This window comes from Streptomyces sp. NRRL WC-3605, from assembly GCF_001509795.1.
In the GTDB taxonomy this organism is placed as follows: Bacteria; Actinomycetota; Actinomycetes; order Streptomycetales; family Streptomycetaceae; genus Streptomyces; species Streptomyces viridochromogenes.
The window spans coordinates 90274-102549 of sequence record NZ_LLZN01000038.1 but is presented as its reverse complement, the minus strand read 5'-3'; the positions used below and the strand labels follow the sequence as shown (position 1 = coordinate 102549).

Annotated in this window: 12 protein-coding genes and 1 riboswitch; all 12 genes read left to right on the top strand. The window is 72.2% G+C overall.

Features of this window, described 5'->3' with window-relative positions; genetic code table 11:
- Positions 1 to 3: 3 nt before the first annotated feature.
- The 12 genes from ADL34_RS07235 (at position 4) to ADL34_RS07180 (ending at position 12267) form a co-directional block, all read left to right on the top strand.
- Positions 4 to 618: a hypothetical protein gene (locus ADL34_RS07235; protein ID WP_062664610.1), complete on the top strand. Its 615-nt coding sequence runs from the start codon at positions 4 to 6 to the stop codon at positions 616 to 618.
- A gap of 38 nt (positions 619 to 656) precedes the next feature.
- Positions 657 to 2150, top strand: a complete 1494-nt coding sequence (locus ADL34_RS07230; protein ID WP_267891640.1) for a serine/threonine-protein kinase — start codon at positions 657 to 659, stop codon at positions 2148 to 2150.
- Between the two features lie 151 nt (positions 2151 to 2301).
- Positions 2302 to 2940 carry a SurA N-terminal domain-containing protein gene (locus tag ADL34_RS07225; protein WP_062664606.1) on the top strand — a complete coding sequence of 213 codons (639 nt, stop codon included), beginning with the start codon at positions 2302 to 2304 and terminating at the stop codon, positions 2938 to 2940.
- Between the two features lie 58 nt (positions 2941 to 2998).
- A complete protein-coding gene (locus ADL34_RS07220) occupies positions 2999 to 3976 on the top strand; it encodes a nucleoside triphosphate pyrophosphohydrolase (RefSeq protein WP_062664604.1) in 978 nt (325 codons plus the stop codon).
- A 19-nt stretch (positions 3977 to 3995) separates the two neighbouring features.
- A complete protein-coding gene (locus ADL34_RS07215; RefSeq protein ID WP_062664602.1) occupies positions 3996 to 5300 on the top strand; it encodes a cytochrome P450 family protein in 1305 nt (434 codons plus the stop codon).
- Positions 5301 to 5443: 143 nt separating this feature from the next.
- Positions 5444 to 6442, top strand: coding sequence for a transglycosylase family protein (locus ADL34_RS07210; protein ID WP_062664600.1), 999 nt, complete (start codon positions 5444 to 5446; stop codon positions 6440 to 6442).
- Positions 6443 to 6651: 209 nt separating this feature from the next.
- A riboswitch (cyclic di-AMP (ydaO/yuaA leader) is annotated at positions 6652 to 6844 on the top strand.
- 4 nt (positions 6845 to 6848) lie between these two features.
- Positions 6849 to 7526, top strand: coding sequence for a transglycosylase family protein (locus ADL34_RS07205; protein ID WP_062664598.1), 678 nt, complete (start codon positions 6849 to 6851; stop codon positions 7524 to 7526).
- 222 nt (positions 7527 to 7748) lie between these two features.
- Positions 7749 to 9029 carry a phosphopyruvate hydratase gene (eno, locus tag ADL34_RS07200; RefSeq protein ID WP_062664659.1) on the top strand — a complete coding sequence of 427 codons (1281 nt, stop codon included), beginning with the start codon at positions 7749 to 7751 and terminating at the stop codon, positions 9027 to 9029.
- Positions 9030 to 9122: 93 nt separating this feature from the next.
- Positions 9123 to 9611, top strand: coding sequence for an FtsB family cell division protein (locus tag ADL34_RS07195; RefSeq protein ID WP_062664596.1), 489 nt, complete (start codon positions 9123 to 9125; stop codon positions 9609 to 9611).
- Positions 9612 to 9621: 10 nt separating this feature from the next.
- The gene (locus ADL34_RS07190) at positions 9622 to 10173 is read left to right on the top strand and encodes a DUF501 domain-containing protein (RefSeq protein ID WP_062664594.1); all 552 of its coding nucleotides are present in this window, start codon (positions 9622 to 9624) and stop codon (positions 10171 to 10173) included.
- Complete coding sequence (locus tag ADL34_RS07185) at positions 10170 to 11111, top strand: Ppx/GppA phosphatase family protein (protein WP_062664592.1); 942 nt, start codon at positions 10170 to 10172, stop codon at positions 11109 to 11111. Before ADL34_RS07190 ends, ADL34_RS07185 begins: the two co-directional genes overlap by 4 nt.
- A gap of 151 nt (positions 11112 to 11262) precedes the next feature.
- The gene (locus ADL34_RS07180) at positions 11263 to 12267 is read left to right on the top strand and encodes a DUF2382 domain-containing protein (RefSeq protein ID WP_062664590.1); all 1005 of its coding nucleotides are present in this window, start codon (positions 11263 to 11265) and stop codon (positions 12265 to 12267) included.
- Positions 12268 to 12276 lie beyond the last annotated feature (9 nt).

The window sequence follows — 12276 nt, the reverse complement described above, 5'->3', positions numbered from 1 at the left end:
GTCATGCAAGGCCACGGCTACCCACAGCCGGTGAAGCGGCCGCCGTCCACCGGGACGCTGGTCTTCCTGCGCGTGCTGTTCGTCGTGGTCTCCGTCATGAGCTTCGGGCTGCTGACGTGGGCGATGATGCTGCGCCTGGCCATCGTGACCCGCCGGGCGGGCGACTGGTGGCTGTTCGGGGCGTCGATCGTGGTGCCCTACTTCGGGCTCTACCTGATCGGCTCCGAGCCCGGCGACGAGATCCACACCGCGGGCGGCTGGCTCGGCCTCCTGCTGTTGCTCGGCGGTGTCGTCGCCGCGGTCGTCTACTACCTCGTCGCCGACATCCGGCACTTCCACCAGGCGCACGCCACGGCCGGATACGCCCCCCAGCCCCAGCCCGGCCCGGCGTACGGCTACCCGCGGCCCCCTTCGCCGTACACCGCGACGACCGTGCCGTCGGTCCCGCCCCACACCCCGGTGCCGCCGGTCCCGCGCGACTCCACGCCCGTGCCGCCGCCCCCGCAGCGCCCCGCGCCCGCCCGCATCGACCAGGTGCGCGCCGAACTCGACGAGCTCAGCGACTATCTGCGCCGCCAGGACGGCCGGCCCGACGGCACCCGCGAGGGCGGGCTGTGACCGCGACGGCGGGACGTGTCGTCTCCGGCCGCTACGAGCTGTCCGCCCTCATCGGGCAGGGCGGCATGGGCCAGGTCTGGACGGCCTACGACCAGCGGCTCGACCGGCGCGTGGCGGTGAAGCTGCTGCGCCCCGACAAGGTGGCCGGGCAGGAGGCGGACGAGCTGCGCCGCCGCTTCGTGCGCGAGTGCCGGGTGACCGCGCAGGTCGACCACCCCGGCCTGGTCACCGTGCACGACGCGGGCAGCGAGGGCGAGGAGCTGTTCCTCGTCATGCAGTACGTCGACGGCGTCGACCTCTCCGCCCACCTCGCCGAACGGGAGCCGTACCCGTGGCCCTGGGCGGTCGCGGTCGCCGCGCAGCTGTGCGCCGTGCTCAGCGCCGTGCACGCGGTGCCGATCGTCCACCGCGACCTCAAGCCACGCAACGTGATGGTGAAGCAGGACGGTGCCGTCACCGTCCTCGACCTGGGCGTCGCCTCCGTCATGGACACCGACACCACCCGTCTCACCCACACCGGCTCCCCGATCGGCTCGCCCGCCTACATGGCCCCCGAGCAGGCGATGGGCGGCGCCGTCGGCCCGTACACCGACCTGTACGCGCTCGGTGTCCTCCTGCACGAACTGCTCAGCGGGGACGTGCCGTTCTCCGGCTCGACCGCGCTCGGCGTGCTGCACCGGCACCTGTACGAGCCGCCGCAGCCGGTGCGCCGGTCCCGCCCCGAGGTCCCCGAGGCGCTGGAGGCGCTGGTCCTGCGCCTGCTGGCCAAGGACCCGCAGCACCGCCCGGCCTCCGCCCAGGAGGTCTACGACGCCCTTGAACAGCTGCTGCCCGCGCGCGGCACACCCACCGGGGAACCCCTCGACCCCACCCGCCCCTTCCTGCGCCCCCACGCGCCCTGGCCGGACCGCGCCCGGACCCCCGCGCCGCAGCCCGCGCCCGCCGCCCCGGCACCGCCCGCCGAGGAGAAGGCCGACGTCGCCCGCGCCGTCGACGAGGTCAAGCGGCTCCTCGGCGAGGGCCGGATCACCCAGGCCGTCGACATCCTCGGCGCGATCCTGCCCGTCGCCGCCGAACAGCACGGCACGCACTCACCGGTCGTGCGCACCCTGCGCAAGCAGTACGCGGCCACGCTCATGGACGACGGCCAGTACCGGCGCGCCCTGCCCGAGCTGCGCCGCCTCGCCGACGAACGGGCCTCCGAGGCCGGCCAGGCCGATCCGCAGTCCCTGCGCTTCCGCTACGACGTCGCCCAGTGCCTGGAACAGCTCGGCGAACCGGCGGCCGCCCTCGCCGAGTACCGCTCACTGCTGCCCTACTACGAGAACCAGTACGTCTCCGGCGACCCCGTCCTCGCCCACGACGTGCGCCGCCGCATCGGGCACCTCCTGCTCGCCCTCGGCGACCGGCCCGCCGCCCACAACACCCTGGCCCGCCTCCTGATGGACGTCGAGCGCCTGCACGGCCCCGCACACCCCCTCGCCGCGGAGGTCCGCCGCACCCTGCAATGGCTGGGCCAGGTCCGCGGGTAGCGGCGCAACGAGGCCGCCGCGCCGGGTGACGGGTGCCCGAAGCCCGCGCGAATCGTTGGTCGAATGGGTTGGCCAGAGCTTGCCCACTGCCTACCATCGATCACCGCAAGACTTTGTGCACCGTCGCACAAGCGCCCCTCGGGAGGTCTCCTTGCACCGCCGCCGTCGTACCGCGCTCCTGCTCTCCGCCGCGCTCGCCGCGGCGCCTCTGCTCACCGCGTGCGGAAGCGACGCGCATCCGGGCGCGGCCGCCGTCGTCGGAGACCAGCGGATCACCGTCGCCCAGCTGGAGAACCGGGTGAGCGAGGTACGGGACGCCCAGCGCGCGGCCGTCCCGGACGAAGCCGCCTACGCCCAGGTCATCGCCAAGTCCGGCACCCTCCCGCGCGACGTGCTGCACACCATGGTCCTCGACCGGGTGCTGCACCGGGCCGCCCTCGACCACGGGGTGAGCGTCACCCGCAAGGAGGTCCAGGAGATGCGGGAGGGCCTGGAGAAGCAGGTCGGCGGCGCGAAGGCGCTCGAGACGTCCTGGCTCCAGCAGTACGGCGTCCCGCCGCAGCGCCTCGACGACAATCTCCGCCTCCAGCTGGAGGCCCAGAAGCTCGCCACCGCGCTCGGCACCGACACCGGCAAGCCCGCCTTCTGGGACGCGCTGGCCGCGGCCTCCAAGAAGCTCGACATCGACCTCAACCCCCGCTACGGCACCTGGGACGCCCGTCAGAGCGCCCGCACGGACGCCAAGGCCCCCTGGCTGCGCGAGGTCACCGCGCCCCAGCAGCCCGCGTAGCCGGCCGGTCCGGGGACGGCCGAAGGGCCGCACCCGGGGCGTGGGTTACGTTCGGAGCGTGAACGCAACCAGTCCCGAAGCCGCCCCCGGCCGTATCGTCCTGCTCACCACCAGCCACCGCGTCGCGCCCGGCCTGCTGTCCTGGCCGGCCTGGCAGGCGCTGCGCACGGCCGACCGGGTGCTGTGCGCGGACGGCGCGCACCCGCAGCTGCCGTATCTGCGCGAGGCCGGGATCACCGTCGACGAGGCCGCCCCGACCGCCGAGCAGCTGGTCGAGGCGTGCTCCGGCGGCCGGACCGCCGTGGTCGTCGCCACCGGCGAGGGCGAGCCCGCGCTCACCGACGGCCTGGCCCGCATGGCCGGCACCGGCCGGGTGCCGATGCCCGAGCTGGAACTCTTGCCCGCCTCCTACGACCTGCCAGGGGCCCGCCTCCTCGACCTGGTCCAGGTCATGGACCGCATCCGCGCCGAGTGCCCCTGGTCCTCCCGGCAGACCCACGAGGGCCTCGCCAAGTACGGCATCGAGGAGGCGTACGAGCTGGTCGAGGCGATCGAGGACGGCGACCGCGACGAGCTGCGCGAGGAACTGGGCGACGTCCTGCTCCAGGTCGTCTTCCACGCGCGGATCGCCGAGGAGCACCCCGAGGCGCCCTTCTCCGTCGACGACGTCGCCGGCGGCATCGTGGCCAAGCTCATCCACCGCCACCCCCATGTCTTCGGCGACGCGACCGCGACGACCCCCGAGGAGGTCCGCGAGCACTGGCTGCGCACGAAGGCCGAGGAGAAGCGGCGGGAGTCCGTCACCGACGGCATCCCGCTCGGGCAGCCCGGCCTGGCCCTCGCGGCGAAGCTGGCCTCCCGGGTCCGCACGGCCGGCCTGGACGTCCCCCTGCCGGCGGGGGAGGGCGTCGGGTACGAGCTGCTCGCGACGGCGGTGCGGGCGGCGGAGGCCGGCGTCGACCCGGAGGCCGCCCTGCGGGTCGCCGCACGGGCCTACCGGGACGCGGTCCGGGCCGCGGAGGGCGTGTCTCCGTAGGGCCGATACCGTCGGGGGCGTGACCGACCAGCCCCACCGCCCCGCCCCCGCCCCCGGCGCTCCCGAGCTGTTCACCTGGGAGTTCGCCACCGACCCGTACCCGGCGTACGCCTGGCTCCGGGAGAACGCGCCCGTGCACCGGACGCGGCTGCCCAGCGGGGTGGAGGCCTGGCTGGTCACCCGGTACGCCGACGCCAAGCAGACGCTCGCCGACAACCGGCTCTCCAAGAACCCGGCGCACCACGCCGAACCCGCCCACGCCAAGGGCAGGACCGGCATCCCCGGTGAGCGCAAGGCCGAGCTGATGACGCATCTGCTGAACATCGACCCGCCGGACCACACCCGGCTGCGGCGGCTCGTCAGCAAGGCGTTCACCCCGCGCCGCGTCGCCGCGTTCGCGCCCCGCGTGCAGGAGCTGACCGACCACCTCATCGACGGGTTCGCCGGGAAGGGGGAGGCCGACCTCATCCACGAGTTCGCCTTCCCGCTGCCCATCTACGCCATCTGCGACCTGCTCGGCGTCCCCCGCGAGGACCAGGACGACTTCCGGGACTGGGCGGGCATGATGATCCGGCACCAGGGCGGCCCGCGCGGCGGGGTCGCCCGCTCCGTGAAGAAGATGCGCGGTTATCTGGCCGATCTCATCCACCGCAAGCGCGAAGCCCTGCCCGACGCGCCCACCCCGGACGAGGACCTCATCTCCGGTCTCATCCGCGCCTCGGACCACGGCGAGCACCTCACCGAGAACGAGGCCGCCGCCATGGCCTTCATCCTGCTGTTCGCCGGCTTCGAGACCACCGTCAACCTCATCGGGAACGGCACCTACGCCCTGCTCACCCACCCCGGCCAGCGCGCCCGGCTCCAGGACTCCCTGGCCGCCCACGACACCGCCCTGCTGGAGACCGGCGTCGAGGAACTGCTGCGCTACGACGGGCCGGTGGAGCTCGCCACCTGGCGGTTCGCCACCGAGCCGCTGACCATCGGCGGGCAGGACATCGCCGCGGGTGACCCGGTGCTGGTCGTCCTGGCCGCCGCCGACCGGGACCCGGACCGGTTCGCCGACCCCGACGTCCTCGACCTCGGGCGGCGCGACAACCAGCACCTCGGCTACGGCCACGGCATCCACTACTGCCTCGGCGCCCCGCTGGCCCGGCTGGAGGGGCAGACGGCCCTCGCCACCCTGCTGACCCGGCTCCCCGACCTCCGACTGGCCGCCGACCCGGCCGAGTTGAGGTGGCGCGGCGGGCTCATCATGCGGGGCCTGCGCACCCTGCCGGTGGAGTTCACCCCGGTCGGAGGCGACCGTTCCGCTCCGCAAACGTGACACGCGCTCACCTCTGTGATCTTCACGTGATCTGCGCGGCATTAACTTGTGACAAGTGATCGTCTGCCTATACGTTCACCCATCAACGAAGGCACGCGGGTTCCGCGCGTCTTGGTCACCGCTGTCTCGCGAAAGGTCCCCGCATGCTCTCCGGGAACGGTCGTCACCGTCGCCCCCGTCAGGCTCCGGCTCTTCTCGTCGCTGCCGGAGTGACCGGCTCCGCGATCGCCATCCCGCTCCTCGGCGCCTCGGGCGCGAGCGCGGCGGACGGCAACGTGTGGGACAAGGTCGCCGACTGCGAGAGCGGCGGCTCCTGGAGCGCGGACACGGGCAACGGGCACTACGGCGGGCTCCAGTTGACCCAGGCGGACTGGGAGAGGTTCGGCGGTCTCGACTACGCCGCCAGCCCGGACCTGGCCAGCCGGTCCCAGCAGATCGCCGTGGCGCAGGACGTCCTCAAGGAGCGCGGGACGGTTCCCTGGGGCACCTGTGCGGTGCTGAACGGGCTCACCAAGAAGTCGGGGGCCATCGACCTCGACACCGGGGTCGCCGAGGGCTCGCCGAGCGAGGTGTCCGGCTCGTCCGGCTTGCTCGATTCGTCCGAATCCTCTGACGCGTCCGGCGATTCGGACGCCTCCGGTGACGCGTCGGGCGCGCCGAGCGCTTCGCCGGACGACTCGTCCGAATCGTCCGACAGCTCCACTTCTTCCCCTTCCTCGTCCGCCAAGGCTGAAAAGCCCGGCAAGTCCGAGAAGGCCGGTAAGTCGGGCGGGGCGACGGCCTCGGAGTCGCCGGACAGCTCCCCCGTGGAGACGCCCGAGAGTGACGATCAGGACAACTTCGGGCAGAGCGTCGGGTCCTGGAGCCTCGTCGACACCGCCGCGATCGAGGACGTACCGGCTGGTTCCGGACGTCACCGCGGCTCCAGCGCCGAGGAGTCCGAGGCCACGGACGTCACCGCCGGCTCCTCCGGCCGTCACGCCTCCTACAAGGTCCGCGCGGGCGACACGCTCGCCTCCATCGCCGACTCCCTTGACGTCGACGGCGGATGGCGCGCGCTGTACGAGGCGAACAAGGCGGCCATCGGTGCCGACGCGAACAGCATCGCCCCCGGTCAGACGCTGGACGTCCCCACCGAATAGCGACCGAACAGGGCCAAAAGAAGCGGCAGTTCGCGTCCTGCTTTCATGGTGAATGTCCGTTTTAGATGGACTGAGAGATAGATCTCAGAAGCCTTGATCGTCTTTGAAAATCCCCGAGCGGCGTGTCTACGGTCGTGACCGCTCGCCACCAGAGCGAGCCCCGACAGCCGTCACGCCGAATCCTGCCGGCGGCCGTACGGGAACAGTCGTCGCGTCATGCGCCGTAGGCAGGAGCGGGGGACCCAAGGTAAGCGCCGGGTCCGGAAGTCGAGGTCCTTCGGGGCCGGACGGCCGGAACCGGCTTGGGGTGAAGTCGCGCAGCACGCACCAGCGATGCGCGACCGGGCAACTCAACCGGCCCGAACCCGACAGCTCACCTCGTAGGCGTCGGTGAGGGGATCTCTCCATGCTGTTCTCCAGCAAGGCCAAGCACCGCCGTCCTTCCAAGGCTGCCCGCGCCATCGCCGTCGTCGGCGTCACCGGCGCCGCCGCCGTCGCCGGCCCCCTGATGGCCGCCGGCAGCGCCTCGGCCGCCACCGCCTCCGAGTGGGACGCCGTCGCCCAGTGCGAGTCCGGCGGCAACTGGTCGATCAACACCGGCAACGGCTACTACGGCGGCCTGCAGTTCTCCGCCTCGACCTGGGCGGCCTACGGCGGCACGCAGTACGCCTCCACCGCCGACCAGGCCAGCAAGGCCCAGCAGATCGCGATAGCCGAGAAGGTCCTCGCGAGCCAGGGCAAGGGCGCCTGGCCGAACTGCGGCACCGGCCTGTCGAGCGCGGCCTACAACGGCTCCTCCGCCACCGGTGGCGAGCAGAGCACCCGCTCCACCGAGGAGAAGCCGGCCTCCCGCTCCGCCGAGCGTCCGGCGGCCGAGAAGAGCACCAAGACCGTCACCACCCCGACCGGCAAGAAGGTCAAGAAGGGCGACGGCGAGTACAAGGTCGTCAAGGGCGACACCCTGAGCACGATCGCCGCCGACCACGACGTCAAGGGCGGCTGGGAGAAGCTCTTCAAGCTGAACAAGGACATCGTCCAGGACGCCGACCTGATCTACCCGGGTCAGCAGCTCCACCTGAAGTAGGACCCACAGGCTCCCCGCCCCGGCGCGTGTTCCCCCGTACGCGCCGGGGCGGGGTTCTGTGTAGATGTAGGGGCCCGCTTTTTGTTCCGTTCGGAAACAATTCGCTCTCGGTTCTGTCCACAGGGCGGTGGACCGCCGGCCGAGGCCCCGGAGCCGGTTAGGCTCATCCCGCAGCACCCACCGCGGGCTGCGTACAGGCTTCACATCACGAAGGAGATGCTCGTGCCGTCCATCGACGTCGTCGTAGCCCGGGAAATCCTGGACTCCCGAGGCAATCCCACGGTCGAGGTCGAGGTCGGCCTCGACGACGGCAGCACGGGTCGTGCCGCCGTCCCGTCCGGCGCCTCCACCGGCGCCTTCGAGGCCATCGAGCTGCGCGACGGTGACACCAACCGTTACCTCGGCAAGGGCGTCGAGAAGGCCGTCCTCGCCGTCATCGAGCAGATCGGCCCGGAGCTCGTCGGCTACGACGCCACCGAGCAGCGTCTGATCGACCAGGCCATGTTCGACCTGGACGCCACCGACAACAAGGGCTCCCTCGGCGCCAACGCCATCCTCGGCGTCTCGCTCGCCGTCGCCCACGCCGCCTCCGAGGCCAGCGACCTCCCGCTCTTCCGCTACCTGGGCGGCCCGAACGCGCACCTGCTGCCGGTGCCGATGATGAACATCCTGAACGGCGGCTCGCACGCCGACTCCAACGTGGACATCCAGGAGTTCATGATCGCCCCGATCGGCGCGGAGTCCTTCTCCGAGGCGCTGCGCTGGGGCGCCGAGGTCTACCACACCCTGAAGAAGGTCCTGAAGAACAAGGGCCTGGCCACCGGCCTCGGCGACGAGGGCGGCTTCGCCCCGAACCTGGGCTCCAACCGCGAGGCCCTCGACCTCATCCTCGAGGCGATCAAGGAAGCCGGCTACACCCCCGGCGAGCAGATCGCCCTGGCCCTCGACGTGGCCGCCTCCGAGTTCTACAAGGACGGCGTCTACACCTTCGAGGGCAAGGAGCGCTCGGCGGCCGAGATGACCGAGTACTACGCGGAGCTCGTCGACGCGTACCCGCTCGTGTCCATCGAGGACCCGCTGTTCGAGGACGACTGGGACGGCTGGAAGACCATCACCGACAAGCTCGGTGACAAGGTCCAGCTCGTCGGCGACGACCTGTTCGTCACCAACCCCGAGCGCCTCGCCCGCGGCATCGAGGAGGGCGCCGCCAACGCCCTGCTGGTGAAGGTGAACCAGATCGGCTCGCTCACCGAGACCCTGGACGCCGTCGAGCTGGCCCAGCGCAACGGCTTCAAGTGCATGATGTCCCACCGCTCCGGCGAGACCGAGGACGTCACCATCGCCGACCTGGCCGTCGCCACCAACTGCGGCCAGATCAAGACCGGCGCCCCGGCCCGCTCCGAGCGCGTCGCCAAGTACAACCAGCTGCTGCGCATCGAGGAGATCCTCGACGACGCCGCGGTGTACGCCGGCCGCAGCGCGTTCCCCCGCTTCAAGGGCTGAGGCACGCACCCGTAGGAAGCGTCGTACGTACGTCCCCGTACTCGGTCCCGTACCGTGTGCGGGGACGTACGCGCGTTGAGACGGAGGCGGGACATGGCCGTGAAGGACCGGGACCGGTTCTCCACCGCGACCAGGATCCGGTTGCTCGGGGAGCAGACGGCGGCCCGCGTCTACCGCTCCCAGACCAAGCGGCAGGCCCGGCGCTCCCGACTCACCGGACGCGCCGCCCTGCTCGCGCTGGTCGTCTGCACCCTCGTCGTCGCCATGGCGTACCCGATAAGGCAGTACGTCTCCCAGCGCGCCGAGATCGCCGACCTCCAGCGGGAGAAGGCCGCGACCGCCCGGCGCGTCGAGGAGCTGCGCGACCTCAAGGCCCGCTGGCAGGACGACGCCTACGCCGAGCAGCAGATCCGGCTGCGGCTGCACTACGTGATGCCCGGTGAGACCGGCTACGTCGTCATCGACCCGGACGCGGCCAAGCAGTCCCGGACCGACCTGGGCGCGGCCCACCGCCCCTGGTACACGAACCTCTGGGAGGGCGTCGACAAGGCCGACGCCGCCCGCAGCGAACAGAGACGATAGAAAGACAGGCATGGAAACGCCCCCGCCGCCCACCCCGCGCACCGAGCCCACCGACGCGGACGTCGAGGCCTTCAAGCAGCAGCTCGGCCGCCCCCCGCGCGGACTGCGCGCGATCGCGCACCGGTGCCCCTGCGGCCAGCCGGACGTGGTCGAGACGGCCCCGCGCCTGCCCGACGGCACTCCCTTCCCGACGCTGTACTACCTGACGTGCCCGAAGGCGTCGTCGGCGATCGGCACGCTGGAGGCCAACGGCGTGATGAAGGAGATGACGGCGCGTCTGGAGAGCGACCCCGAGCTGGCCGCCGCCTACCGCGCGGCGCACGAGGACTACATCCGGCGGCGGGACGAGATCGAGGAGCTGACGGGCTTCCCCAGCGCGGGCGGCATGCCGGACCGCGTGAAGTGCCTGCACGTGCTGGTGGCGCACTCGCTGGCCGCCGGACCCGGCGTCAACCCGCTGGGCGACGAGGCGCTGGCGATGCTGCCGCAGTGGTGGAGCAAGGGCGCCTGCGTGACGCTTCCCGCGCACCCCGAGCGTCCCGAGCAGGAGGGGGACCGGTGACCCGGGTCGCGGCCGTCGACTGCGGCACCAACTCCATCCGGCTGCTCGTCGCCGACGTGCACCCGGACACCGGTGAACTCGTCGAGCTGGACCGGCGGATGACGATCGTGCGGCTCGGCCAGGGCGTCGACCGCACCGGCCGGCTGGCGCCCGAGGCGCTGGAGCGCACCTTCGCCGCCTGCCGCGAGTACGCGGCCGTCATCGCGGAGCACGGCGCCGAGCGGGTGCGGTTCGTGGCCACCTCCGCCTCCCGGGACGCCGAGAACCGCGACGACTTCGTCCGCGGGGTCGTGGACATCCTGGGCGTCGAGCCCGAGGTCGTCACCGGCGACCAGGAGGCCGAGTTCTCCTTCACCGGCGCCACGCGCGAACTGACCGGGCGGGCCGACCTGAAGCGGCCGTACCTCGTCGTGGACATCGGCGGCGGCTCGACCGAGTTCGTCGTCGGCGAGGAGCACGTGCGCTCGGCGCGCTCGGTGGACGTCGGCTGCGTCCGGATGACGGAGCGTCACCTGGTCCAGGACGGCGTCGTCTCCGACCCGCCCTCCGCCGCGCAGATCGAGGCCGTACGGGCCGACATCGAGGCGGCCCTGGACCTCGCCGAGGAGACGGTGCCGCTGCGCGAGGCGCGGACGCTGGTCGGGCTGGCCGGCTCGGTGACCACGGTGTCGGCGATCGCCCAGGACCTGCCGGAGTACGACTCGGCCCGCATCCACCACTCCCGGGTCACCCGGGACCGGGTCCGGGAGATCACCGAGTGGCTGCTGCGCTCCACGCACGCCGAGCGGGCGGCCGTGCCGTCCATGCACCCGGGCCGGGTCGACGTCATCGCGGCGGGCGCCCTGGTGCTGCTCGCGATCATGGAGCGCGTCGGCGCCGAGGAGGTCGTGGTCAGCGAGCACGACATCCTGGACGGCATCGCTTGGTCGCTGGTGTGATCCGTCGGCGCTCGGGGGTGACGCGGGAGCGTCGAGGGGTCGTCGGCACTTTCGAAAAGTAGCCGGTTTTCATCGGCATTAAGTTGTTTTGCCCTTTTTGTGGGGGTGTACCCGCCAAGGGACGAACTCCACGAGAAGGGCGAGGCGAACCATGATCACCAGGGAGCAGATAGGGAACGTCCTGGACCATGCGGTCCTGGGCGAGGACGGCAAGAAGATCGGCGAGGCCAAGCACGTCTACGTCGACGACGCGACGGGCCGCCCGGAGTGGATGTCGGTCAAGACGGGCATGTTCGGCTCCAGCGAGTCCTTCGTACCCATCCGTGACGCCACGGTGGTGGAGGACCACACGGAGGTCCCGTACTCCAAGGGCAGGGTCAAGGACGCCCCGCGTGTCGACGTCGACAGCGGCGGCCACCTCTCCGTGGACGAGGAGCACCGGCTCTACGAGTACTACGGCATCGACTGGGACGCGTCCTGGTCCCAGGCCAACCAGCCCGGCGAGGGCGGCTGGGCGCATGGCGGCGGAACCGGTGCGGCGAGCGCGGGCGGAGTCGCGGGCGCCGCAGGGGCGGCGGGAACCGCCGGAACCGCCGGGACGGGCGGGACCGCCGGAACCGCGGGCACTGCCAGGACCGGCGGAACCGCGGGCACTGCCGGAACGGCCGGCGCCGGCGGGACCACGGGCGCGGCCGGAGCCGCGGGTGCGCCGGGGACCGCCGACGCGGCCATGAAGGCGCGCCGGGACACGGACGACGACGCGATGACGCGTTCCGAGGAGCGCATGCACGTGGGCGTCGAGCGCCGGGAGGCGGGCCGTGCCCGGCTGCGCAAGTACGTCGTCACCGAGGAGGTCCAGCAGACGGTCCCGGTGCGGCACGAAGAGGTGCGCGTGGAGCGCGAGCCCATCACCGACGCCAACCGCGACGCCGCGATGTCCGGCCCGGACATCGGCGAGGCCGAGCACGAGGTCGTCCTGCACGAGGAGCGGCCGGTGACCGAGACGGAGGCCGTGCCGGTGGAGCGGGTCCGCCTAACCACCGAGGAGCACACCGAGCAGGAGACCGTCCACGGCACGGTCCGCAAGGAGCGCATCGCGGCCGAGGCCGAGGAGACCGACGACGGGCCGCACGGCAAGGGGCCGGGTCCCCGTTAGGGCTCTCCT

What these genes read in the sequence shown, in the direction of transcription:
- ADL34_RS07235 (WP_062664610.1), top strand. Translation starts at nt 4, where the DNA reads ATGCAAGGCCACGGCTACCCACAGCCGGTGAAGCGGCCGCCGTCCACC.
- ADL34_RS07210 (WP_062664600.1), top strand. Translation starts at nt 5,444, where the DNA reads ATGCTCTCCGGGAACGGTCGTCACCGTCGCCCCCGTCAGGCTCCGGCT.
- ADL34_RS07205 (WP_062664598.1), top strand. Translation starts at nt 6,849, where the DNA reads ATGCTGTTCTCCAGCAAGGCCAAGCACCGCCGTCCTTCCAAGGCTGCC.
- ADL34_RS07195 (WP_062664596.1), top strand. Translation starts at nt 9,123, where the DNA reads ATGGCCGTGAAGGACCGGGACCGGTTCTCCACCGCGACCAGGATCCGG.
- ADL34_RS07190 (WP_062664594.1), top strand. Translation starts at nt 9,622, where the DNA reads ATGGAAACGCCCCCGCCGCCCACCCCGCGCACCGAGCCCACCGACGCG.
- ADL34_RS07180 (WP_062664590.1), top strand. Translation starts at nt 11,263, where the DNA reads ATGATCACCAGGGAGCAGATAGGGAACGTCCTGGACCATGCGGTCCTG.